Raw genomic sequence first — 22,449 nt, forward strand, 5'->3', positions numbered from 1 at the left:
AATTTTATTCCACAGTCGAGAGACTTTAAATTGGAGGTTCTTTGAGTGAAGAAAAAAAGGTTCAGATCTGGCGACATCGTCCAAATTATTGAAATCGACAACGAAAAATTCACCGTTGGCGAAGTTGAAAAGCACTTCGAAAACGGCACGGTGCTGATTTCGAAAATTATGGTCTGGAATAGCGACCTTGGCTTGTTTGGGCCAAAATTTGCAAACTGGGATCAACAGATTTCGAAACCAATTTCAGAGATCTTGCTAATCTCTGGGGCTGAAAAGCCAATTCACGAACTTTACTTTAGCGCGTTGCGAGAGATTCGCAAGAGTCGCTACGGCACATAGGGGGAAAGCTTATGGCAAACATCCAAAAAGGCGTAGGCTACGCCACACTCCACCAGAAAAAACCCGCCGACACTTCGCCGGCAGGAACGCACCCAGATTTCTGGAAGGGTAATTTCACCATACCAGAAAACAGGCTTCCACTAATTCACAAACCAGCGGAATAGTGGCGCAAATCAAACAAAAACCCGCTCAATTCGAGCGGGTGGTTTTTATTTCTTGGAGAATTTTTCTAAAATTTCTGCTTTTGAGAGCATTTCAAGATTACCATTCGCGCGAGAAACAACTTCGAACCTGCCATCATCAAGCAAACGATCAGAAATCGTCACGCGGTATGGAATACCCATAAGTTCCGCATCGGCGAATTTTTGCCCAGGACGAGCATCACGATCATCGAAGATAACTTCGGCGTCACTTTGTAAAAGTTCGGAGTAAACCTCTTCCGCCAAATCGCGAGATTTTTCACCAATTTGAACAAGATAAACTTGCGCCGGAGCGATATTTTCTGGCCAGACAAGACCTTTATCATCCGCAAAATTCTCCGCAATCGCGCCCATCAATCGAGACACGCCAATCCCGTAACAACCCATAATCACAGACTTTCTCTCGCCATTTTCATCTGTAAAATAAACATCTAAAGCGTCGGTATATTTGCTTTCGAGATGGAAAGTATTGCCGACTTCGATCGAAGTTTGCTCAACCAAATCTTCGCGCTTCAAGCCGAGTTTTTGAAGATTTTCGTCCGTCATAATTTCTTCGTTGATTGCGATTTTTTTGTCAAAATCCACAAAGATTTTATCCTCGCCAACTGGGCTCAAAGTTTGAAATTCGTCCGAAAACTTGGAGGTGAAAATTCCACCGTCAGCATAGGTGCGGAAAGTCGTGTCACCCAAGCCAAGCCGAATATAAACCCGATGGTAAGCCTCAACCGCCTGCTCGTAAAGTGCGAGATGCTCCTCCTCGTTTCGAGCAAAAGTATACATGTCTTTCATTAAAAATTCTCGACCACGCATTAGACCCGACTTGGCGCGAAGTTCATTTCGAAATTTATTTCCGATCTGAAAAACCGAAATTGGCAAATCTTTGTAAGAATTAATGTATTGCCCAACCATATCCACAATTGGCTCCTCATGAGTGAGACCAACACCGAGTTCTGCACCACCATTTAGGCGAGTTTTGAACCAGTTATCGACTTTTTGATCGTCCCAGCGATCAGTTTTTTCCCAGATTTCGCGAGGCTGAAGCGTCGTCATCATCACCTCTTGACTGCCGATTTTGAGCATTTCTTCACGAATGATGTTTTTTATTTTTTCCAAAACACTAAGCCCAAGCGGAGTGTAGGCATAAACACCCGCCATCTCCTTGTGGATAAATCCAGCCTTGATTAAAAGTTGGGCGTTTTTTGCCACCTCGTCAGATGGTGAAGTTTTGCTAGTTTTGGTAAAAAGTTTGGATAGTCTCATTGCTTTATTTTAACAGATTTTAGGGAGAAATTCAATTTTTAAAACAAAATCTCTTCGAAAATTCAAAGAGATTTACATAAATTAAGCAATACCTTCAATTTGATATTTAATTGCGCCTTTTGGTGTGGAGATCTCAACTTCTTCACTGAGTTTTTTGCCCATTAATTGAATACCGATTGGCGACTCGTTGGAGATCTTACCCTCAAGCGGGTTGGCTTCAACCGCACCGACGATCGAATATTTGACAGTCTTACCGTTCTCAAGATTTTTGAGACTTACAGTGTTACCAAGGCCAATTTTACCCTTTTCTCCGCCACCAATAATCTCAGCGTTCTGCAGAATATTCTCAATCTCTTGAATGCGAGACTCTGCCCAGCCTTGCTTCTTGCGCGCGGCATCATACTCACTATTTTCACGCAAATCACCAAATTCACGCGCAGTCGCAACCTCTTCCGAAATCTGCTTCCTTTGCGAAATCAACTCTGCGAGTTCAGCCTCCAACTCTGCTTTTCCAATTTTTGTAATATTAAAAACCTGTTTCATAAAATAAAATCCTCCTTGTTTCGTTCACGAAATTATATCAAATCCACCCCGTAATGTCAACGCATCAATTGTAAAATCGGCAATCCATAGAGCAAGAAAAACGCGATTGAATTTTTCAAAAAATGAAGCACTACGCCGGCCCAAATCGAGTCGGTCAACTTCTCGCGGATCACGCACATCACCACACTCATAGCAAAGGTCGTCAACGCCACATTGAGTTGACCGTGAGCATAGCCAAACAGCACGCTCGCAATAATCATCGCCAGGATCCAGCCACCAATTTTGATTTTAACTTTGCCGAGGTTTTTTGAAATTTTAATCTCTCGAAGCGACCCATAAATCGCCCCACGAAATATAATCTCTTCTACAAAAGCCGGCAAAATTGTCAAGCAGAAGAACGCAATCAGCATATCCAGCGGTCGTGCCACTTGCGAAAAGCCAACATCTTGTTTTTCGCCCACACTGAATCCAGGCAAATAATTCTGTGCAAGTTGATTCAAGATTCCCGCCAGCAAAATCGAAACGACAAAGCCCAAAATACCCCAGCCGTAATCCGCCCAATCAAAAGGTTTGTCTGTTCCGAGAGTTTTTTTGGAGATTTTTTGACCAAAGATTTTGGCTGGAACCCACAAAATAAGCCCTAGCATAACACAAAAAAATGCCAGATTAAAAATTCCTAAGAATAAAGTTTCTTTAATAATTTCTGGATTTTTGAGAATATCCTTTGCTAGAAATCCAAAAATTGCCGATATTGAAATTTTAGCGATCTGATAAGCCAGAAGCGGAAAAATTATCCAAAACAAAAGCCGTAACCATTCGTTTTTGACCAACTTTTTCATCTTAAAACACCTTGAAAAAATCAGAAATTATCACCAAAAGAGAAAGTCCCATCACAAAAGCAAAGCCGGCAAGGTTGATCTTCTCTTCCGTTTCAGCAGAGAGAGGCTTTTTAAGAACCTTTCGAAAAATAAATGTTGAAAGCCAACGACCGCCGTCCAGTGCTGGTATCGGCAAAGTATTCATCACCGCGAGGCTGAGAGAGATCACCGCCGCCAAAAACAAGACCATTTTAATACCCATTGCCGTAGCGTTAGGAAACAGCACACCCATAATTGAGATCGGGCCCGCCACGCCCTTGCCAGCCTCATCCAATTTAGCATTGGCGGATTTTTGCGCAGATTCACTTGGAATTATCTTTTCGAAAAGCCCAGAGAAAAAGTTACCAGCCATCTTGCCCACGCCAGAAAAGGTTTCAGCCGTTAACTGTACAGTTGTCCCAACGCCAACAATTGGCGCGCTCCAAGTTGCGTGAATTTGCTCATCCTTCTTGAAAGTCCCGACCCCAGCAAAACCTTTCTTATCTTTATTTTCTGCGCGAAGTTGAACATTTTTTACTTCTACGCGGCCATTTCGAGTAATCTCGAAGGCTGTTGTTTTACCGGTGTTAGACTTGGATAATCTCGCGACATCTTCGGTTGAAGAAATTTTTTCGCCAGCAATTCTTTGAATAACATCGCCTGTTTTCAAGCCGGCAACTTCAGCAGGCATATCTTTAACGATTTCCGTAATCTCAACTTCGCCACCCGTAACTCGTGCATCAGATGCAATCATAAACTGGTTAGGTAGAATCTTTGGTAAGCCAAAAATAGCCAAAATAGAGAATAAAATAGCCGCAACCGCCCAGTTGACCGCCACGCCAGCCAACAAAATCTGCGTTTTGCCCCAAAAACTCGCCGCACCATAATCGCCCTTACCAGAGTCCGAATCGTGCTCGCCTTGAAGTTTCACAAACCCACCCAAAGGTAACCAGTTGATTGACACAAGTGTACCTTTTGGTAAAATCCAATCTGTCTTTTTCTTAAATTTAATTGCGGCTGGCGGAAATCCTATTCCATATTCTTCAACAACAACGCCATTTTTGATCGCAGCATAAGCGTGGCCAAGTTCATGTAGTGCTACCAAAATTGTCAGAACCAAAAGTCCAACTAAAATCCCCAAAATCAAATTCATTTCTTACTATCCCCTCCCATTCTTCTATCTCGTTTATTATAATTCTCAATGCAAAAATCCACATCTTGCTCAGTCATTTCGGGCCAAGACTTATCAAGAAAAATCATTTCCGCGTAAGCCATTCGCCACAACTGAAAATTAGAAATTCGTTGCTCGCCAGAAGTGCGAACCATCAAATCGATGGGCGGAATTTCTGGATTGTATAGATTCTGCTCGAAATTTTCCTTAGAAATTTCCCCAGCCGTAATTTCACCCTTTTCAATCTTCTCGGCCAAAGATTTCACCGCATCCAAAATCTCCATCTGTCCGCCATAATTAAAACAAAGACACAGCGTTCCGCCAGTGTTGGCACGAGTCAATTCTTCGGCTCGCTCGATAATTTTAACCAATTTCTTCGAAACTTTCTCTACCCGACTGCCTGAAAATACAACTTTAATGTTCTTTTCGTGTAGCGTTTTTATCTCTTTCGAAAAATAATTTTCAAACAAATTCATCAAATATTTAACCTCTTCCGCAGAGCGATTCCAGTTCTCTGTAGAAAAAATATAGGCGCTAACAAATTTCACCCCGCGAGAGAATGTAACTTCAACAATACTTTTCAGCACCTCAAAACCTTGCTTATGGCCTTGAAGCGTGGGCAAATTTCTCGCCCGCGCCCAGCGACGATTCCCGTCAACGATGTAGCCTATATGCGATGGGATTTCCATTTTCACACCTTAAATCGTGAGAATTTCCTTTTCTTTATTTTTGAAAATCTCGTCAATTTTAGCGTTCATTTTCTTCATGTTTTCATCAAAATCTTTTTCGAAGCGCTTTTGCTCGTCTTCGGTGATTTCTTTGTCGTCCTTCAAATGCTTGGCCTCTTTGAACGCATCTTGACGAATGTTTCGAAGCGCAATTTTAGCATCTTCAACCTTTTCAGAGGTCTGCTTAACAATCTGCTTGCGTCGTTCTTCAGTCAAAGGAGGCACCGGCACACGCACAACTCGACCATCATCGCTCGGATTAAAGCCAAGAGTTTGGTCAGCCCGAATCGCATTAGAAATCGCCGCAATATTATTGATATCAAAAGGTGTCACCAGAATCATCGACGCTTCAGGGGCCGTGATATTTGCCACCTGATTGAGCGGCATTTTAGCACCGTAAGCCTCAACCTGAACGCCCTCAAGCATACTTGGATGAGCGCGACCGGTCCTAACTTTCTTAAGTTCTGCTTCGTAATGCGCAATTGCTAGATTTATCTTTTCTTCAAATTTCTTAGTATCCATAAAATCCTCGTTTACTTTTTACCATTGTATCAAATTTCGGCCAGATTTTCTATAAATTTTGAAATTTCCAGCGCCGCCCGAACGCCATTTCCACTCGCAACAGCGATCTGTTTGGTGGCGTTCTCGATCGCATCTCCAGCAGCCCAAATTCTAGAGCCGGAAGTTTTAAGATGAGAGTCTACCGCTATCTCACCAAAATCATTGAGTTTTACTGGAGAATCCTTCAAAAAATCGGTGTTTGGTGTTAGTCCGATAAATTCGAAGATGGCAGCCGCCTCGATATCAAAAGTTTCGATTTGGCCATTTTCACGCTTTTGATTGATGCGCGCACCGCGAATTTTCTCAAAATTTCCTTGTTCTTCGAATAAAAATTCTTCAACCTCCGCACCAAGAAAAATCTCGATTTTACCTTCTTGGATAGCCTTTTTCAGCCGTTCTTGAAGAACTTTTTCTGCGCGAATTTCACTTCGAACTAATAATTTTACCTTTGAGAATTTGCTCAAAAATAGCGCTTCTGTCACGGCAGAATTACCACCGCCAACCGCAATGATAGTTTGGCCGGCATAGATGGGGCCATCGCAAGTGGCACAGGAGTGAATCCCGCGGCCATAGAACTCGTCTTCTCGAGGTAGGTCGAGTTTGCGATAAGAGTTTCCGACAGCAAGAAGCATCGTTTTGGCTTCAAAATTTTGACCATCTGCTGTGAATTTTACAGCATTTTCAGACTCTTCGATGTTGGAAACTTCGCCATAAACAATCTTGGCGCCGAATTTTTCCGCCTGAGCGCGCATTTTCTTGGATAACTCCAGACCAGAGATTCCATCTTCGAAGCCTGGATAATTTTCTATAAATTCACTGCTCGCAACGAGGCCGCCAAAGGCAGTTTTTTCAAAAACTTGGACTTTATGACCGTCGCGCGCAGCGTAAATTGCAGCCGAGAGTCCCGCCGGTCCCGAGCCGATAATCGCAAGATCAAGCATTAAGCCCCCAATCCGTAATCGGCAGGATTTGGCGGCGTAATTGCTTCTGTGTCAGGAATTATCATCACAACAAACCTGATCGACTCACTAGGGGCGATAGACTTGGCCGGGTCAGTTTGGTTGGGTGAGCCGGCTTGCCCGTAGGCCTTGGCAGACGGAATAGAAATCTCTCGAATTCCGCCGACTTTCATACCTTTGACACCTTCAGTCCAACCTTCAATCATTTGCCATTTGTCGCCCTGCTTTTCGACAAAAAGCGGGTTCTTTAATTTTTCACCATCAATACTGCCATCAAAAACTGTACCATCCGGCTTCCAGCCGATATAATAAGCAGTGTATTTAATTGAAGAATAGTTGATCTCAGCGCCACTACCAACCTTCAAATCTTCTGTTTTTACGCCGGCCTTTTCAGCATCGGTTGAGTTAAAGGCGGCGACTCGATTTTTATACTGAGAGAATTCCGCATAATATATATCAGACAACTTTTTAGCCTGCTGGTCAAGTTTGTCTTGATATTTTTTGTAGTCATCCTGATACTTTTTTTGATTCTCTTGATATGCTTTATGCTCGGCAATCTGATTTTTCTGCCCCAAAAACATTGAAAAATACAACGCAATGGTTGATCCAATTGTCAATATCAAAATCGCCCAAATAGCAACCCTTTGACCTTTAGTCGTTCCTGTTTGAAGTTTTTTATTAGCCATTTTCCCTCCTTAAATTCCGTTAAACTATCTCGCCACCAAGTTTTTTACCTTGATTTGACAGAACTTCCATAATATTGTTAATTTCTTCACTCGTCAAAGTTTTTTCGAATGGCGTAATCTTAAATCTGAAAGAAAAAGTTATTTCACCGCTCTTTTCAAAAATATCCAGCGGAGAAATTTCAATTTCTGTATTTTCGAAAGCCGATTTTTTTGATTCGAAAGCACTCTGAACTTGCGCAAAATCAATTTTTTCAGTAAATCTTACACTTAAATCACGCTCAACGCTCTGAAATTTAGAGAAGTTTTTAAGTTTTTTCTCGCTGCCAAGAGTGACTTCGAGCAATTTCTCGAGGTTAACCTCAAAACCAGCCGTCGCTTCTGGCAATTTGAAGCCTTTTTGGACGGATTTTTTAAATTCACCCAGAACTCCAAGATTGACAAATTGACCATTTTGTTTTATGCCAACAAACGCCGAGCGCTTAGGCTCCCAGCCGCCATGAAGCGCCAGCGGGCTATCAAATTGTTTTACTGCCAACTTTAGGCCTAATTTCTCAAGCAAGAAATTCAAGAAATATTTTGCCTGATAAAACGCATGCTCTCCCTTTTTGGCGGTGTAGGCAAACGCAAGGTTCTTAATCTCATTTGGCACTCCTTCCGCGTCCAATCCGAGCGGCTTGAGCGTCAATTTATTTATCTCGAAAATAGCAAATTCGTCATATCCACCCCTGATGTTTTGAGAAATTTTGGAAAGCAACGATGGAGTTAAGGTCTGGCGATAGTACTGAAGATCTGGCGAAATTGAATTGATAATCCTATAACTTTCAGACTTATTTTGGCCGAATTTTTCCAATAAATCACCATGAATAAATGAATATGTCAATACCTCGTTTGCGCCCGCCGAACTCAAAATTTGTCGAATTTTTGTCTGTAATTTATCAAAATCTTCACTCTCAACCGCACGAAAATCACGCTTTGGCAAAGTCAGCCCAATATTATCATATCCGTTAAGTCGCCCAACCTCTTCGATCAAGTCTTCTTCAATCTTAAGATCGTTGCGCCAAAATGGAATTTCGAAGATATTTTCACTATCAGATTTTGCCACAATCCCAACATTAGCAAGAGTTTTTCGAATCTCTTCGCTCGAAAATTCCGCACCAAGAACGGCGTTAATCTTGTCGTCAGAAACAGAAATTTCGCCTTTCGAATTTTCAGAATTTACGCCAGAATCCGCCACCCAGCCGATAGATCTTCCTCCAAGCGCAATCAAATTCTCACCGAAGAAATCGAGCGACTTTCTCGTCATCATCTCTGGAACACCTTTGGTAAAGCGTGTAATCGCTTCAGAAAAAATCCCGTGGCGCATCTGGGTATTACGCAAATTATAGAGGTTAAAAGTCGCGCTCTCCAGTAAAATCTGACGAGTATTTTCATCAATTTTAGTAGAAGCACCGCCCATCGCGCCAGCCAAAGCCACAGCAATTTCACCATTTTTACCAGTAGCAATCACGATATCGCTTGGCGCCATTTCGATAATTTTGCCATCGAGGAGTTCAAGTTTTTCATTTTCGAAGGCGCCTCGAACTACCATTTTAACGCTTTCACCGCCATTCAACTTTTGGAGTTTTTCGAAGTCAAAAGTATGAAGCGGCTGGCCAGTCTCTAACATTGATAAATTGGCTAAATCTGTTATCGTATCAATTGGCCGCATTCCAGAACGCAGAAGATAAGTTTTCTCGAGCGTAAAATCTGGATTTTCGACAATCTCAGAAACATCAAAAGTAGTGGCAGTGTAGCGCTTGCAAAGTTCTGGATTTTGGATTTCAATAGATATATTTTGTGAATTATCCGCCTCAAAACTTGAGGATTTAAAGAAATCCGGATTTTGAAATTCTCGACCCAAAATTCCTGCAACTTCACGCGCAAAACCAATAATTCCAAAACAATCTGGGCGATGTGTCAAGGATTTATTTTCAACTTCGAGCAAAAAATCATTAAGTTCAAACTTCTCCGCAAAACTATCACCGGCACTCAAATCGCCACCAAAAACTTCTGGCAAAATCTCGAGAATTCCGTCGTGCTCGTCGCCAAGCGCCAACTCGCGCAGACTCGCAATCATACCATTGCTCATATTGCCCATCAGTTTACGAGCGCCAAGTTTGAAGTTGTCATTACCAAAAGTTTCCGGCACGATCGACTCTGGCGGAAGCCACGCCACAAAAATCCCCGCGCGAACATTTGGTGCGCCGCAAACAACTTGAATCAGGCCATCTTGATCACGATTGACGCCGCTTCGAACGCCGCCGTCGTCAATTTTACAGAGATTGAGATGGTCGCTACCTTCGACTTTTTCCGCCGAAACTACACGCGCGATAATTACATCTTTGTATTTTTCGCCCAAATTTTCTACGCCTTCAATTTCGACAAGGCGCGCGCCAATCAAGCGCGAAAGTTCACCAATCTCTGGCAAATTTGGTACAAATTTTTTAAGCCAATTTACTGAAATTATCATCCTAAAACTCCCTCAAAAATTCCAATTTTCCACTTTCAAAATAACGAATATCCGAAATTCCATATTTTAACATCACAAGTCGCTCGATTCCGCCGCCCCAAGCAAATCCGCGATATTTTTTCGAGTCGATGCCGGCCGCCTCAAGAACATTTGGGTGAATCATCCCGCAACCGAGCATTTCAAGCCATTCGCCCTTTTTGCCACCAAGTCTGGCTGGTTTTTCGATCAAAAATTCGAGGCTTGGCTCAGTAAATGGAAAATATCCCGGCTGAGTTCGAATTTCCAACTTTTGACCATAATATTCTTCAAAAAAGGCGTGGAGTGTGCCGAGCATTTGCGACAAATTTGCTGTTTCGCTCACAAAAACACCTTCGCACTGATAAAAAGTATGCTCGTGCGTGGCATCGAGGTCCTCGTTTCGGAAAACCCGACCATAAGACACATGCGCGATCTGACCCTTCTCTTCCAAATCTTTACGACCGTGCTTCAAAACGCGATTTTGCATCGTTGAAGTGTGGGCTGGCGGGATAAAACTCTCCTCCGTCCTAAAAGTGTCGTAGCCGTCACGCGCTGGGTGATTCTCAGGGAAATTAAGCGCGCCAAACATATTCCAATCATTATCAATCTGGCGAGACTCTAGCGCCTCAAAGCCCATGCGCGTATAAATCTCCACAACTCGCTCCAACTCTTTTTGGAGTGGATGAATCGAGCCATTTTCCACTAGCAAAAGCGTTGGCTTTTTCGAAATCTTCTCCAGAGTTGAAGGCGCAAAAGGCGCAGTTATATCAAGAGGTTCAATCTCCGCCTGCTCTTTTTCCGCCAAAATTTGCTCAACTCGTGCTTCAATTTCTTTCTTCAATTCATTGACTTGCGCACCAAAAGCAGCCTTTTCTTCTGCAATCAGGGTAGGTATGATTTTATAAAGTTCTTTTATCTTGGGCGACTTCAAGATTTCCGCTGGATTAACCAACGACTCAAGCTCTTCCAAAAGCTCAATTCTAATTTGCTCAATTTGTTCCATAATTATATCTTATTTTACCACATTCAATAACTATTTAGCAAAAATTATAAAGAAATAAATCGCTATCCCCACCGCAATAAGAAGCAAAAGCCAAACACCAGCAAGACTTGTCGTCTGTTTAGTGCCTTCAAAATACTTAGAATTATCAAGTTGAGGCTTTTCGAAGTCGGTATCGAGCGACTTCCTGATGGACTTCTCTCTTAAATCTGCCGCAATCCGCTTCTGTAACTCAGTTTGATTATTCTCTTGCTTAATATGTAAACTCATAAAACAAGTATATCACACTTTGAAAAAATAAGCACTTTGTGATAAAATAAAATATATAAAATTTAAGGAGGAAAAATGGCTAAGAAAAAATCTACAAAAGCCAAAACTTCAGTTAAAAAAGCGACTGAAGAAAAAGTTACCACGCCTGAGGTTAAAAAGGCAAAAGTTGTCGCTTCAAACAAATCAGTTTCAAGCGACCTTTTCGACAAAGTTATTAAAGAAGTTGCTCAGCCACAATACATTGTGCGCCTCGTAGCAGAACTCATCGGTACATTCTTGCTTGCGTCAGTTGTTATCGCAACACAAGGTCAGCCAATCGGAGTATTCTTTGGTATCACCGCGGTAGTATTGATGGTTGGCGCTTTGAGTGGCGCGCATATCAACCCAGCAATTACACTCGGCGCTTGGGCAACTAAGAAAATCAAAACTATCCCAGCTGTCGGTTATATTGTGGCGCAAGTTCTTGGTGCGATGCTTTCATTCGTGTTGATCTCTGCGTTTATAAATGCTGCCCCTTCAGTTAGCGAGCAAGCTGCGCAGTTTGGTCAGCAAGCACCTAAGCTATTCACCGCAAGCCCAATTCCAGAAGGTAAAGAGATGCTTGTGATGTGGGCAGAATTCATTGGTATGAGCATCTTCGCATTTGGTGTTTCTGCCGTAGCCAAAAAGAAGGCTGACTCAGCTGTTGCCTTCGGTGTGGGCGGATCGCTTTTTGTAGCGCTCTTGATTGCTGGTTCAACTTCTGCAATCCTTGGCGCGAGTTCAATCTTCAACCCAGCGATTGCCGTAGCACTTCAAGCATTTACTATTGAAGGCACCAATACAGCTTGGGCAATTGCTACTTATGTTGGCGCAGCCCTACTTGGTGGCGTGTTCGGCTTCGGGCTTGAGACTGTGTTATCTCGATACAACAAAAAATAGCCCACACACTCACCAAAATCCCAGATTCCCTTGATCAGATCTGGGATTTTTTTATTAAAGAACACCAGCGCTCATAACGCCCCGTTTATATCGCCTTGTTGATTGCGCCAATTCGTCTTCACGATTTTATAAAATCGCCTTGATGATTTGAGCAATTCGTGCTGGCGATTTGTTAAAATCAAACCGTCGATCGGAATAAATCAAACCTTTGATTAGGGAAAATCAAACCGTCGATTTTTCTGACCCCTGTAAATAACCTATCCAAAACAAAAAGGCGACCTTGCCAGAGCGCCTTTTTCTGTCGGATTTAATCAATTTGCGGTTTATCAATTAGCTGAGGCTCGACACCCGCACTCTCACCAGCAATTCGCACAACATCCTTGTCGATTTTACCAAGTTCTTTATGCGCTGAGTTGTAGTGATTAACAGTAGTACCGAGAGACTTACCGAGCCTGTTCATAAGTTCTTCATACTTATTGATATGTTGACTTAATTGACCAACTCGCTTCTGTATCTCCTTGCTCTGCTCTTCTATTTGGAGCGATTTTAATCCCTGAAGGACAGTTTGAAGATACGCCATAAAACTCGTCGGGCTCACTACAATGACTCGCTTCTCACCAAAGGCGTATTCAATCAGATCGCGCTGACTACTGCCCGACCCGACTTGCCCAACCAGCATATCATAATAAAGGCTTTCGCTCGGGATGAACATAAAAGCAAAGTCCATCGTCCCTTCCGTTGGGCGAATATACTTGGCGGTCTCGTCAATTCGCTTTTTAAGATCATCACGAACCAACTTTTCGAAGCGCCTGCGCTCTTCACCCTCACTCGCAATCATACGGTTGTAATTCTCAAGACTAAACTTAGAGTCAACCGGCAGGATCTTTTGCTTGTCCAAAAAGATAGCAGCATCGACGATTTCTCCATTTTTGAACTTGTATTGTAGAGAAAATGCGTTGGGCGGCAAGATGTTTTCAAGCACTTGCGCCAAATAAAACTCTCCAAAAACTCCTCTTTGTTTTGGATTTTGAAGCACATTTTGAAGTGTTTTAAGTTCATCAGCGACAGTGATGACGCGATTGTTGGTTTCGTCTAACTTGGTCAGGCGCTTGGAGACTTCATCCACAATCTTGGTGCTCTCACTCAATTGCTTTTGAACCGAATTCTGAAGTTGAAAATTATTTCTCTCCAATTTATCATTCATCTTTTCACTCAAAGAATTGAGATTTTCGCCCAACTTTTCACGCATATTATTGAGAGCGTTATTCATTTCGATAAGGTCAGTTTTGAGCATATTTATTGTCGAAATCTGCTCCAAATTCTCGCGCTCACGGCTACTCTTGACAGAATTTTGGATACTTCGAAACGCCAAAATTGCGAGTAGCCCAAGAGCAATCACCGCTATCAAGATTAAAATTAAAATAAATTGTTCCATATTTTCCTTTCTTTTATTAAATTATACCGCATTTAAGCACAAGAAAAAAGGCAACTCGTCCAAGAATTGCCTTTTTATTTTGAAGTGGTGGGAATTTCAAATTAAAATCTTAGCCGATTGACACCAAAACCATCTGACGATTGGCTAGCCCTGCGGTGAACTCAATAATCTCATCAACTTTGCGGCCGATCAGACTTTTGCCCAGCGGACTTTGACTGGAGATTTTACCACGAGTAGGGTTGGTCTCAAGACTATCTACCAGTTGAAACTTGAAGACTTTTCCGCTCGCCCGATCAAAAAGTTCCACAACCGAGCCAATCATAACCTTAACACTGTGTTTTTCTCTATGGAGAATCTTGGCGCTTGCCAGCTGAGATTTCTTCTCCCAAATTTCATCCCGCACCGCGTCCATTCTCGCAAGAACTTCCGCCTGCCTAATTTCATCCTCTTTAACATCGCTATTTCGAAGTTCCATTTCCAATTTCTTCTCTTCTCGCTCCAACTTCGAAATTTTCTTTTTCAAGTTTTTCATTCCTTGTTTGCTTAAATAAAGTGTCATTTTCCTCCTTTTGAGTCAGATTTTCCTGACTACATTATGATTATGCCATAAGTTTCTTTAATTTTGCTTAAAATTTATTTTTCGGGCAGAGTTTGGTATAATATAGATTATGAAACATAAACTTATTAGTAATTTCAAGCAAAAATCTTCACGCTTGATACAAGATTTCAAGAAGAATTTACAGGGGCGGGCTTCAAAATTATCGAGTCCAATTTCTCGCAAATTTCCGCGCGCTTGGATGGTTTTTCGAAAGGTTTTCAATCTTAAAAATCTCATTCTGCTCTTGAAGCCCTTGGTGGTGCTGATCGCTGGACAGATGATGGCGCAATTTATCTTCGAAAGGCAATTTGGCGTGAACGAAGCAGCTGAATTTATGAAGTCCCACCCAGAAATAACGGGATACAGCACTCTAATCCTGACAATACTTGGGTTTTTTATCTGGGCGATCGTCGGAAGTGCCACTTGGGCGGTTGGACTTTATTATATATTTGCTATAATTATTATGTTTGTCAATACAGAAAAAATGCGCTCACGCAATACGCCGTTTTTGATTGAAGATTTGGCGATGTCGAGTGAAGCCGGCTCGCTTCTTGATATGGTTAATTGGGAAAATCTTTGGCGAGCAGTTTTTGAGGTAGCGATAGTTCTCTTGGCGGTGGCTTTAATTAGGAAATTCAGCAAAAAACTCCCTCGATATAAGTTCAACTGGAAACAAAAGATAGTGTTCCGCGCGATAATTTTGCTCGTCAGTGGACATCTTCTCCTCAAACATACGCAATTCCTACGCACAGAGGTCGCTCGACTCGGCAAGACAACAGTTGATGTTGATTGGCTCAAATCTATGATTGACTTCACTAATTCTGCATTCAATTTTCATTCTAACGGCTTTGTTGTGGGGACGATTTCGACGCTCCAAGCCAATACAATCAACAAGCCCGCCAACTACAACAAAGAGACAATCAATAGAATCGTTAAAAAATACTCTCTCCAAGCAGAGCAACAAAATCCGCTCAAAAAGTCACTCAAGGATGAAAAAATCAATATCATCTACATTATGAGTGAGAGTTTTGTCGACCCTGAAAGAATCCGCGATGTTTATCACTTCGAAGGCGACCCGATGCCATTTACCCGATCGCTTATAAATTCTCACACTTCTGGTGAAACCACCACGGCAGAATATGGCGGTGGCACAGCCAATGTTGAGTTCGAAGCGCTGACTGGACTTTCGAAAAAGTTCATCAACGCCATTCCCTATAGTTCAATCTTGAACAAAGAAAAATCATCTCCATCTTTGGCTAAAATTCTAAATGAGCAAAACTACCAAACAACCGCCATTCACCCCTATAAAGGCACAATGTATCGCCGAAATACCGTTTATCCAAATCTCGACATCAAGAATTTCATTGATGAAAGCAAGATGAAGCACACAGCCAAACTTGACAATTCTCAATATATTTCTGACGAGAGTGCCTTTAACGAGGTTTTTGAGACGCTAAAAAATAGCAGTTCCGCCGATTTTATACATCTTGTCACAATGCAAAACCATATGCCCTACGGCGGGAATATCTACAACTCTCTTGATTTTGAAGTTAAAAACAAAACTGACGCTTCCGACCCAGATGCCAAGGAATGGACCAACTATCTCCAAGGTGTTAAACGATCTGATGAAGCACTCAAAAATTTCATCGAAAAGTTGAATAACTTTGAAGAAAAAACTATTGTTGCGTTCTGGGGAGATCACTGGCCAGGAATCGCCAGTAAAATTGACAGCGAAACAACCAAGCATACTCCGCTGTTTATCTACTCCAATTTTAAGGCAGAACAAAAGCCTTTAAGTCAGATGAGTCTAAATTATCTCCAAAACGAGGTTCTCAATCTGGCTGGCGCCAAAAAATCGCCATTTCACTATCTGCTCGAAGAACTTAAAAAATCCAACCCCAAACTCACCACCAAAGAGGTGGCAGAAAATAATCCAGCACTTCAAGAGTATGAACTTATTCAATACGATATCTTAGCAGGATCAAAGTGGAGCGCAGGGAAATTCTTTGAGATAGAGTAAAATAAGCCCCTCGTAAAAGGGCTTATTTTATTTTTCAGACTACTTCTTCTTGCCACCCCAAAAATGAAATCCGATCGAAACAAAAATCGCTGACGGTAAAGCAATCGCAAGCGCTCTAAGCAAAATCCCAATGATTGAAAACGATTGTGCCACCAGCGACATTATAAAAATCGACACAAAAGTAATTGAAAAAATATTAAAGGTTGTACTGATCTTTTCTTTATTCATAAAATTCCTTTCCTTGATATTATATAAAAAAATCACCCCTTTGACGATTAGAGGTGATTTTGTGTGAAGCCTTAGGCTTCTGCTTCTTCGACCGCTTCTTCTTTTGGTTGATTGCGGCGAAGTTTTTCTGGATTTCGAATTGACTTTTTCTTGTCTGCAGCAGGTTTTTTAACCCATTTTGGCATTTCGATACCAGCCTCTTCGAGCAATTTTACAACTCGTGGGGTTGGCTGAGCGCCGTTGTAAAGATATTTTTCAGCCAATTCTTTTTCAATTCGCGCTTCTTTAGTGTGCGGATTGTAAGAACCAACGTAACTAACTACGCGCCCACTCGACGGATGCCGATGCGCTTCCTGAACCGCGATGCGATAAACAGGATAACCTTTGCGACCAAGTCGCTGTAATCTGATTGCTAGCATTCTTGATTTCCTCTTAAAATTATTATCTTTTTAATTTTAACAAATTTTGGGCAAAAAATCAAGAACAAAATATTTGACATTACCGAGTTTTGTGATAAAATAATATTAGCACATTAGAAAGGAGATGGAGAGATGAGACGATTTTCTTTTGTTGATTTTATACTCGTAGTTCTACTTTTGGCTGTTATGCTGGCGTTTATCATACCGCCGATAATTTCTGCCAACAAAGCAAGCCAAGCACAGACCAAGTCGCTCATTCTCGAAAATCTCCGCAGTGACGGTGTTTCAAGGATTGAAATTAAGGACTGGATGCCGTTTGATTGGGACTCACGAGAAGGCGATGCCAAGAGTTTGCAGCGAAAAATCCGTGGACTAAATCTCCCTAACATCGACTAGGTTTCGATAGAGAAATCGCAAAACACTATCGAAGTCGTGGTCACATTCAAAAACCGCCAGAAGCAATAATCTGGCGGAATTTTATTCTTGAAATTATTTTGAGCGGTTTTTATAAGATTTTATTGCTGCGCGAGCCGCTTCTTGCTGAGCAATCTGCTTGCTTGGACCCTCACCCTCGCCCATTTTCTTATCCCCAACAAACGCACCGACTGTAAAAATCTTCTCGTGGTCTGGGCCAACTTCACCCAAAACTCGATAGACGGGCGTAAAACCATCCCTACCTTGGGAGATCTCCTGGAGATAAGATTTAGGATCGCGCCAAGATTCTTCTTCCAAGATCTGCGGCAATGTTGAAAGAATGTTGTCTTCAATGTATTTTTTGGCTGCTGTGTAGCCTTGATCAAGGTAGATTGCGCCAGTTGTAGCCTCAAAAGCGTTGGCGAGAATCGCCGCACGAGCCCTTACGGAGCCTTGCTTTTCACCGCGCGACATTCTTATAAGTTTTTCATAGCCCAAGCGCTCACCGGCCGCAGAAATGCTCTCCGTCCTCACTAAAGCACTCCGCCAAGCGGTCAAGATTCCTTCTGGCTCTTTATAATTAGAAAAAAGATAATCCGTTACCACGAGTTCAAGCACGGCGTCACCTAAGAACTCAAGACGCTCATTGTGCTCGCTGGCAGATTTCTTGTGTTCATTGAGATAACTGCGGTGCGTTAGGGCCGTCACCAACAACTGAATATCGTTAAAATCATAGCCAAGTTTTTCTTTAGCCCAATCGTGATAAGGTGTTAGTAAAATTCCACTCATTATAATTTTTCCTGTCTAATTTTTTTCATTGCAAGCAAAATAAGTTTGCCGATATCTTCATACTCAATCGCGTCCAACGCTTCGACAAAAGAAAACCATTTGATGCCGTTCATCCAATCTTCTTTCTGGATCGCATTAGTATCGCCAAGCGCTCGCACCAAAAACACCTGCGTCGTCATTAGGACAAGTTTATCAACGCGACGATATCGAAAGTTAATTTTACCAAGCCAGCCAAGAACTTCTGTTTCTTTAAGGCCGGCTTCTTCGGCGATTTCCCGCTTGGCGGTCTCTTGCGCGGTTTCGCCCTCTTCTATGTGGCCTTTAGGGATCGTCCAGCGATCTTTGGCATCTTGAATCAGAAGAATCTCAACCTCATTTTTTTCATTTCGACGAAAAATCACCCCGCCAGCAGTTGGCTCGCGGACAATTTCATTTATCGAAACGCGTTTGGCGCGGTTAAAATACTTTTTAAAGTGTTCGACCTGCTTCTTCGCCATTTTGTTCCTCCACAAAAAGTTTATACGCGGTTCCCAAAACGCCGTTAATAAACTTACTTGAATTATCAGAACCAAACGCCTTTGCAAGTTCAACCGCCTCGTTAATCGCCACCTTTGGCGGAACACTCTGTCTCATGTAGAGTAGTTCAAAAAGACCAATCCTAAGCACATTGCGATCAATCCGCGCAATCTGAGAAATCGGCCATTCTGGTGCCATTGGCTGCAACTTGGAGTCAAGTTCTACCTGCTTTTCAATAATCCCGTTCAATAAATCTTGAACAAATTGTTTATCTCCAATAGTATCCTCATAGCGAGACAGATTTCGAAGCGCGATCTCGCCGAGATTTACATTTTTATCCTCGGACCCTGTTCGAAATTCATATTCGTAAAGTGTTTGAAGAACAACAATTCGTCCTAAATGTCTATTTGATGCCATTTTTGAGTAAGGTTCCTTTATTATTAAATATTTATTAAAATTGTCAAATACAAATAAAACGCCAGCAAACTAAGCCGCTAGCGTTTTATTATCTTCGAGTTGCTTATTCAAAGCTTTTCCAGATTGTTTTTTGGTTGTAAAAACTTTCACTGGGGATTTTTTATTCACTCGTCGAGCCAAGTCCAAGCGAAGGTGGCTTCGTCGAAGGCCGGTCTTTCGTGGGCTACTCTGTTTCTTTGGCTGTGCCATTTTAAGTTTCTCCTTAGGTTATTATTTAGATTCACCCACAATTATACACCACTTTTCAAGATAAATCAAGACAAATTTTCTTCAAACTATTGACATAAGAATTATTTTATGATATAATGCTTGACATAATACTAAATTAAAACAAAAAGAAAAGTATGTCAAACAATTTTAATGGATATCAAACAAACAATAACGCAAACTGGGAATCTCAGATGCTTTACGCTGAGAGGGTCCGACGGCAAGAGATAGAGCGTATGTCGTCGGCAGAGACCTTAGAGCACAAACAATCTAAGCAGGAAAAGTCAAAAAAGCCGAATAATAAAACACTTAAGGGCTTAGCGAAATTAGCGGTTGTGTCTTCCGCGCTGGCTTTTGGTATGGATAAATTCAACGAACACATCATTGACCCCGGAACAACCATCAACGATAGAATATCACAAATAAAAGCTGATGATTCTGGTCTCAAGCGCCTTGATAACGAGATGCTCAGTCAAGAAGATATCGACAACCGAGCCACTGAAGCCCCTTCAACAATCACCCTCAAAAAGGAGGGTGTTATCCGCTCAAACGACTGGACTTACGCCAAAGCCAACCAGAGCTATTTTGAAGCCCGCCCCGATTCACCAACACACACAAGTATGCTTATTGCCGAAGAAGACCTAAATTTCAACATCACTCAGGGACACGCACTCAAGACCGACTCAAGAAACAGGATCGGCCTTCGAATAGAAAACTTCGAGAAAACAGCAGACGGTAAATATACGGGGTTGAAGATGGACGCCGATAAAGACGGATGGGTATTCGTAGACCTGCCAGAAGATGAAGAATAACTAAAATCTCGCCTATATCTCGAAGGGCGAGATTTTGCTTAGGGTATTTATTTTACAACCAAGTTTATAAGTTTGTTAGGAACAAAAATTTCTTTAACGATTGTCTTTTCCGCCAAATGTTTGGCTACATTTTCTTCTGCTTTTGCGAGCGTTAGAATTTCTTCTTTTGAAATTTGTGGAGAAACTTCAATCTTCCCACGAAGTTTTCCGTTAACTTGAACAATAATCTGGATCTTATCAGCCTTCAACAAATCTTCATTCCAAGTTGGCCAGCCAGAATGCTCGATAAAGTCAGGGTTGCCAAGTTGCTCCCAGAGTTCGCTCGAAATATGCGGCGCAAATGGCGCAAGCATCTTGAGAAGGCTTTCGAGAACCTCTTTCCACTCCTTGGAAAATCCAGCCAACTTCAACTTATAGAGTTCATTAGTCAACTCCATCAAGCCAGCAACCGCCGTGTTGAGACTCTCTCGACGAAAATCTTCCGTGATTTTCTTAATGAATTTGTGCTGAATTTTTTGAACTTGATCGAAATTGGATGAAGTTTCCGGCAAATCTTCTTCATTCAAAAATTCTTGATTTAACACCCAAACACGATTCAAGAATCGATAGACGCCTGCGATACCTCGCGGATCCCAAGCGGCATCGAGTTCATAAGGTGCGATAAACATCTCGTAAGTTCTAAGTGCGTCAGCGCCGTAGCCTTGGTCGATGATTTCGAGTGGGTCGATAGTATTACCCTTACTCTTGGACATCTTGGAGCCGTCTTCAGCGTTAATATAGCCATGGTAGAGCAATTTTTTAACCGGTTCCGCAAAATCTGTCAAGCCTAAATCGCGGAAAACATGCGTCCAGAATCGCACATACAAGAGGTGAGCAACTGCGTGGTCACCGCCAACATAATAATCGACTGGGGCCCAATAATTGACTTTTTCCGGATCCCAAGCCTTGCCATAATTGGCTGGGTCGGCGTAGCGTAAAAGATACCAACTCGAGCAAGCATAGCCGTCCATAGTGTCAGTTTCGCGACGAAGTTTTTTGCCGTTAACTTCAACATTCATAAATTCTGGCGACTTGGCGAGGGCAGATTTTCCAGAGTCATCTGGTTTGAAATCTGTTAAATTCGGCAAGACAACTGGCAAATCTTCTTCTGGAATCAGATACTCGTTGCCATCCTCATCATAAGCAATCGGAATTGGGCATCCCCAATATCGCTGACGAGAAATCAGCCAGTCTCGCATTTTGTAGGTTGTTTTAGCGCGGGCAACGCCCTTTTCTTCGAGCCAAGAAATTATTTTCGAAGAAGCCTCAACAGAATCTTGCCCGTTGAATTGCCCAGAATTTATCAACTTTCCCTCACCACCGTAGCATTTTTCAGTAAAATCGGAAGACTTTTCGATAACTTCAACAAGTTCCAAGTTGAATTTTTCAGCAAATTCAAAATCTCGCTCATCGTGAGCAGGAACGCCCATAACTGCGCCTTCGCCGTAGCCGCCAAGAACATAATCACTAGTCCAGATCGGTATATGCTTGCCATTTGCTGGATTTATGGCATAATTTCCGGTAAATAAACCTGTCTTTTGCTTGTTTTCTTGGCGCTCAATCTCTGATTTTTTAAGAGCAGCGTCCTTGTATTTTTTGACTTCCGATAAATTATCTGGCGCAGAAATAACTTCTAAAAGACCATGTTCTGGAGCCAATGTCAAAAAAGTTGCACCAAAAACCGTATCTGGACGCGTGGTGAAAACCTTGATTTTTTCACCCTTTTTGTTGCCACCAGCAATCTCAAACTCAATCTCGGCACCTTCAGACTTACCAATCCAGTTGCGCTGCATAGTTTTAATTTTTTCTGGCCAATCGAGATTGTCGATGTCTGCAAGAAGTTCGTCCGCATATTCAGTAATTTTGAAAAACCATTGTGTCATTTCCTTTTTTGAAACTTCATTACCGCAACGCCAGCACTTTCCACTTTCAACCTGCTCATTAGCGAGCACAGTCTTATCCGTTTCGCACCACCATTGATAGGAGTTTTTTCGATACGCCAAGCCTTTTTTGTACATTTCTCTAAAAATCCACTGCGTCCAACGGTAATATTCTGGGTCAGAAGTGTTGATCTCGCGATTCCAATCGATAGAAATCCCCAAGCGCTTGAATTGTTTTTTGAAATTAGCGATATTCTCTTTAGTTGCTTGCTGAGGCGAAATTCCAGTTTTAATCGCATAATTTTCTGCTGGTAAACCAAAAGTATCCCAACCGATAGGATTTAAGACATTTTTACCATTCTGACGATAGAATCGCGCGATAGAATCAACGATAGTGTAACTACGTGCATGCCCTGTATGAAGTCCCGCACCACTCGGATACGGAAACATTCCAGAAATATACATTTTTTCTTTTGATGGGTCAGCCTCAACTTGGTAGATCTTGGCGTCATCCCAGATTTTTTGCCATTTTGGCTCGATTTGGCTTGGATTGTATCGTTTCATATCTTAAAATTATAGCAGATTTTGGGAAA

At 42.1% G+C, this 22,449-nt stretch carries 26 protein-coding genes; 6 read left to right on the forward strand and 20 right to left on the reverse strand.

From position 1 onward, the window contains the following. The first annotated feature begins 45 nt into the window (after positions 1–45). Positions 46–339, forward strand: coding sequence for a hypothetical protein (locus Q4A21_02365; GenBank protein MDO4902379.1), 294 nt, complete (start codon positions 46–48; stop codon positions 337–339). Positions 340–350: 11 nt separating this feature from the next. Continuing rightward, entirely contained in the window at positions 351–503 is a 153-nt protein-coding gene (locus tag Q4A21_02370) for a hypothetical protein (protein ID MDO4902380.1), read from the forward strand. A gap of 45 nt (positions 504–548) precedes the next feature. Here Q4A21_02370 and Q4A21_02375 read toward each other — a convergent pair whose 3' ends face one another. From Q4A21_02375 to Q4A21_02425, 11 genes are all read right to left on the reverse strand, one after another. Continuing rightward, on the reverse strand, positions 549–1,799 hold the full coding sequence (locus Q4A21_02375) for a His/Gly/Thr/Pro-type tRNA ligase C-terminal domain-containing protein (protein MDO4902381.1): 1,251 nt from the start codon (positions 1,797–1,799) through the stop codon (positions 549–551). An 81-nt stretch (positions 1,800–1,880) separates the two neighbouring features. After that, positions 1,881–2,342, reverse strand: coding sequence for a transcription elongation factor GreA (greA, locus tag Q4A21_02380; protein ID MDO4902382.1), 462 nt, complete (start codon positions 2,340–2,342; stop codon positions 1,881–1,883). Between the two features lie 56 nt (positions 2,343–2,398). After that, entirely contained in the window at positions 2,399–3,181 is a 783-nt protein-coding gene (locus Q4A21_02385; protein ID MDO4902383.1) for a type II CAAX endopeptidase family protein, read from the reverse strand. 1 nt (position 3,182) lies between these two features. Then, positions 3,183–4,352 carry a M50 family metallopeptidase gene (locus tag Q4A21_02390; GenBank protein ID MDO4902384.1) on the reverse strand — a complete coding sequence of 390 codons (1,170 nt, stop codon included), beginning with the start codon at positions 4,350–4,352 and terminating at the stop codon, positions 3,183–3,185. Further along, positions 4,349–5,059, reverse strand: coding sequence for a polyprenyl diphosphate synthase (uppS, locus tag Q4A21_02395; protein ID MDO4902385.1), 711 nt, complete (start codon positions 5,057–5,059; stop codon positions 4,349–4,351). The genes Q4A21_02390 and uppS overlap by 4 nt, the downstream gene beginning before the upstream one ends. Before the next feature lie 9 nt (positions 5,060–5,068). Beyond that, the gene (gene frr / locus Q4A21_02400; GenBank protein ID MDO4902386.1) at positions 5,069–5,620 is read right to left on the reverse strand and encodes a ribosome recycling factor; all 552 of its coding nucleotides are present in this window, start codon (positions 5,618–5,620) and stop codon (positions 5,069–5,071) included. A 29-nt stretch (positions 5,621–5,649) separates the two neighbouring features. Further along, a complete protein-coding gene (locus Q4A21_02405; GenBank protein MDO4902387.1) occupies positions 5,650–6,600 on the reverse strand; it encodes an FAD-dependent oxidoreductase in 951 nt (316 codons plus the stop codon). Continuing rightward, positions 6,600–7,304, reverse strand: a complete 705-nt coding sequence (locus Q4A21_02410; GenBank protein MDO4902388.1) for an FKBP-type peptidyl-prolyl cis-trans isomerase — start codon at positions 7,302–7,304, stop codon at positions 6,600–6,602. The genes Q4A21_02405 and Q4A21_02410 overlap by 1 nt, the downstream gene beginning before the upstream one ends. A 19-nt stretch (positions 7,305–7,323) precedes the next feature. Next, on the reverse strand, positions 7,324–9,813 hold the full coding sequence (gene pheT / locus Q4A21_02415; protein MDO4902389.1) for a phenylalanine--tRNA ligase subunit beta: 2,490 nt from the start codon (positions 9,811–9,813) through the stop codon (positions 7,324–7,326). 1 nt (position 9,814) lies between these two features. Next, positions 9,815–10,834, reverse strand: coding sequence for a phenylalanine--tRNA ligase subunit alpha (locus tag Q4A21_02420; protein ID MDO4902390.1), 1,020 nt, complete (start codon positions 10,832–10,834; stop codon positions 9,815–9,817). Between the two features lie 30 nt (positions 10,835–10,864). Then, the gene (locus tag Q4A21_02425; GenBank protein MDO4902391.1) at positions 10,865–11,101 is read right to left on the reverse strand and encodes a hypothetical protein; all 237 of its coding nucleotides are present in this window, start codon (positions 11,099–11,101) and stop codon (positions 10,865–10,867) included. 75 nt (positions 11,102–11,176) lie between these two features. Between Q4A21_02425 and Q4A21_02430 the strand changes: the two genes are divergently transcribed. After that, on the forward strand, positions 11,177–12,022 hold the full coding sequence (locus tag Q4A21_02430; protein ID MDO4902392.1) for an aquaporin: 846 nt from the start codon (positions 11,177–11,179) through the stop codon (positions 12,020–12,022). A 307-nt stretch (positions 12,023–12,329) separates the two neighbouring features. Here Q4A21_02430 and Q4A21_02435 read toward each other — a convergent pair whose 3' ends face one another. Beyond that, a complete protein-coding gene (locus tag Q4A21_02435) occupies positions 12,330–13,457 on the reverse strand; it encodes a DNA recombination protein RmuC (GenBank protein ID MDO4902393.1) in 1,128 nt (375 codons plus the stop codon). Between the two features lie 109 nt (positions 13,458–13,566). After that, on the reverse strand, positions 13,567–14,016 hold the full coding sequence (locus tag Q4A21_02440) for a GreA/GreB family elongation factor (protein MDO4902394.1): 450 nt from the start codon (positions 14,014–14,016) through the stop codon (positions 13,567–13,569). A gap of 109 nt (positions 14,017–14,125) precedes the next feature. On the opposite strand from Q4A21_02440, the gene Q4A21_02445 reads away from it, so the two are divergent. Then, positions 14,126–16,075 (forward strand): LTA synthase family protein, encoded by a 1,950-nt coding sequence (locus tag Q4A21_02445; GenBank protein MDO4902395.1) that lies wholly within the window; start codon positions 14,126–14,128, stop codon positions 16,073–16,075. 39 nt (positions 16,076–16,114) lie between these two features. Here Q4A21_02445 and Q4A21_02450 read toward each other — a convergent pair whose 3' ends face one another. Together Q4A21_02450 and rpsP are read right to left on the reverse strand one after the other, a co-directional pair. Next, a complete protein-coding gene (locus Q4A21_02450; GenBank protein MDO4902396.1) occupies positions 16,115–16,303 on the reverse strand; it encodes a hypothetical protein in 189 nt (62 codons plus the stop codon). A gap of 71 nt (positions 16,304–16,374) precedes the next feature. Then, positions 16,375–16,722, reverse strand: a complete 348-nt coding sequence (gene rpsP / locus Q4A21_02455; protein ID MDO4902397.1) for a 30S ribosomal protein S16 — start codon at positions 16,720–16,722, stop codon at positions 16,375–16,377. Between the two features lie 132 nt (positions 16,723–16,854). On the opposite strand from rpsP, the gene Q4A21_02460 reads away from it, so the two are divergent. Beyond that, on the forward strand, positions 16,855–17,118 hold the full coding sequence (locus tag Q4A21_02460; protein MDO4902398.1) for a hypothetical protein: 264 nt from the start codon (positions 16,855–16,857) through the stop codon (positions 17,116–17,118). 93 nt (positions 17,119–17,211) lie between these two features. Here Q4A21_02460 and rnc read toward each other — a convergent pair whose 3' ends face one another. From rnc to Q4A21_02480, 4 genes are all read right to left on the reverse strand, one after another. Beyond that, a complete protein-coding gene (rnc, locus tag Q4A21_02465) occupies positions 17,212–17,925 on the reverse strand; it encodes a ribonuclease III (GenBank protein ID MDO4902399.1) in 714 nt (237 codons plus the stop codon). Next, positions 17,925–18,422, reverse strand: a complete 498-nt coding sequence (locus Q4A21_02470; GenBank protein MDO4902400.1) for an NUDIX domain-containing protein — start codon at positions 18,420–18,422, stop codon at positions 17,925–17,927. The genes rnc and Q4A21_02470 overlap by 1 nt, the downstream gene beginning before the upstream one ends. Beyond that, positions 18,394–18,858 carry a transcription antitermination factor NusB gene (gene nusB / locus Q4A21_02475; protein MDO4902401.1) on the reverse strand — a complete coding sequence of 155 codons (465 nt, stop codon included), beginning with the start codon at positions 18,856–18,858 and terminating at the stop codon, positions 18,394–18,396. The genes Q4A21_02470 and nusB overlap by 29 nt, the downstream gene beginning before the upstream one ends. Before the next feature lie 69 nt (positions 18,859–18,927). Continuing rightward, positions 18,928–19,107, reverse strand: coding sequence for a hypothetical protein (locus Q4A21_02480; GenBank protein MDO4902402.1), 180 nt, complete (start codon positions 19,105–19,107; stop codon positions 18,928–18,930). A gap of 155 nt (positions 19,108–19,262) precedes the next feature. On the opposite strand from Q4A21_02480, the gene Q4A21_02485 reads away from it, so the two are divergent. Further along, positions 19,263–19,937: a hypothetical protein gene (locus tag Q4A21_02485; GenBank protein MDO4902403.1), complete on the forward strand. Its 675-nt coding sequence runs from the start codon at positions 19,263–19,265 to the stop codon at positions 19,935–19,937. Positions 19,938–19,984: 47 nt separating this feature from the next. Here Q4A21_02485 and leuS read toward each other — a convergent pair whose 3' ends face one another. Continuing rightward, positions 19,985–22,420 carry a leucine--tRNA ligase gene (gene leuS / locus Q4A21_02490; GenBank protein MDO4902404.1) on the reverse strand — a complete coding sequence of 812 codons (2,436 nt, stop codon included), beginning with the start codon at positions 22,418–22,420 and terminating at the stop codon, positions 19,985–19,987. Positions 22,421–22,449 lie beyond the last annotated feature (29 nt).

This window comes from bacterium (assembly GCA_030530825.1).
GTDB lineage: Bacteria > Patescibacteriota > Saccharimonadia > Saccharimonadales > Saccharimonadaceae > Nanogingivalis.

Coding starts and splice junctions, on each gene's coding strand:
- Q4A21_02370 (MDO4902380.1), top strand. CDS start 351: ATGGCAAACATCCAAAAAGGCGTAGGCTACGCCACACTCCACCAGAAA.
- Q4A21_02375 (MDO4902381.1), bottom strand. CDS start 1,799: ATGAGACTATCCAAACTTTTTACCAAAACTAGCAAAACTTCACCATCT.
- greA (MDO4902382.1), bottom strand. CDS start 2,342: ATGAAACAGGTTTTTAATATTACAAAAATTGGAAAAGCAGAGTTGGAG.
- Q4A21_02385 (MDO4902383.1), bottom strand. CDS start 3,181: ATGAAAAAGTTGGTCAAAAACGAATGGTTACGGCTTTTGTTTTGGATA.
- Q4A21_02390 (MDO4902384.1), bottom strand. CDS start 4,352: ATGAATTTGATTTTGGGGATTTTAGTTGGACTTTTGGTTCTGACAATT.
- uppS (MDO4902385.1), bottom strand. CDS start 5,059: ATGGAAATCCCATCGCATATAGGCTACATCGTTGACGGGAATCGTCGC.
- frr (MDO4902386.1), bottom strand. CDS start 5,620: ATGGATACTAAGAAATTTGAAGAAAAGATAAATCTAGCAATTGCGCAT.
- Q4A21_02405 (MDO4902387.1), bottom strand. CDS start 6,600: ATGCTTGATCTTGCGATTATCGGCTCGGGACCGGCGGGACTCTCGGCT.
- Q4A21_02410 (MDO4902388.1), bottom strand. CDS start 7,304: ATGGCTAATAAAAAACTTCAAACAGGAACGACTAAAGGTCAAAGGGTT.
- pheT (MDO4902389.1), bottom strand. CDS start 9,813: ATGATAATTTCAGTAAATTGGCTTAAAAAATTTGTACCAAATTTGCCA.
- Q4A21_02420 (MDO4902390.1), bottom strand. CDS start 10,834: ATGGAACAAATTGAGCAAATTAGAATTGAGCTTTTGGAAGAGCTTGAG.
- Q4A21_02425 (MDO4902391.1), bottom strand. CDS start 11,101: ATGAGTTTACATATTAAGCAAGAGAATAATCAAACTGAGTTACAGAAG.
- Q4A21_02430 (MDO4902392.1), top strand. CDS start 11,177: ATGGCTAAGAAAAAATCTACAAAAGCCAAAACTTCAGTTAAAAAAGCG.
- Q4A21_02435 (MDO4902393.1), bottom strand. CDS start 13,457: ATGGAACAATTTATTTTAATTTTAATCTTGATAGCGGTGATTGCTCTT.
- Q4A21_02440 (MDO4902394.1), bottom strand. CDS start 14,016: ATGACACTTTATTTAAGCAAACAAGGAATGAAAAACTTGAAAAAGAAA.
- Q4A21_02445 (MDO4902395.1), top strand. CDS start 14,126: ATGAAACATAAACTTATTAGTAATTTCAAGCAAAAATCTTCACGCTTG.
- Q4A21_02450 (MDO4902396.1), bottom strand. CDS start 16,303: ATGAATAAAGAAAAGATCAGTACAACCTTTAATATTTTTTCAATTACT.
- rpsP (MDO4902397.1), bottom strand. CDS start 16,722: ATGCTAGCAATCAGATTACAGCGACTTGGTCGCAAAGGTTATCCTGTT.
- Q4A21_02460 (MDO4902398.1), top strand. CDS start 16,855: ATGAGACGATTTTCTTTTGTTGATTTTATACTCGTAGTTCTACTTTTG.
- rnc (MDO4902399.1), bottom strand. CDS start 17,925: ATGAGTGGAATTTTACTAACACCTTATCACGATTGGGCTAAAGAAAAA.
- Q4A21_02470 (MDO4902400.1), bottom strand. CDS start 18,422: ATGGCGAAGAAGCAGGTCGAACACTTTAAAAAGTATTTTAACCGCGCC.
- nusB (MDO4902401.1), bottom strand. CDS start 18,858: ATGGCATCAAATAGACATTTAGGACGAATTGTTGTTCTTCAAACACTT.
- Q4A21_02480 (MDO4902402.1), bottom strand. CDS start 19,107: ATGGCACAGCCAAAGAAACAGAGTAGCCCACGAAAGACCGGCCTTCGA.
- Q4A21_02485 (MDO4902403.1), top strand. CDS start 19,263: ATGTCAAACAATTTTAATGGATATCAAACAAACAATAACGCAAACTGG.
- leuS (MDO4902404.1), bottom strand. CDS start 22,420: ATGAAACGATACAATCCAAGCCAAATCGAGCCAAAATGGCAAAAAATC.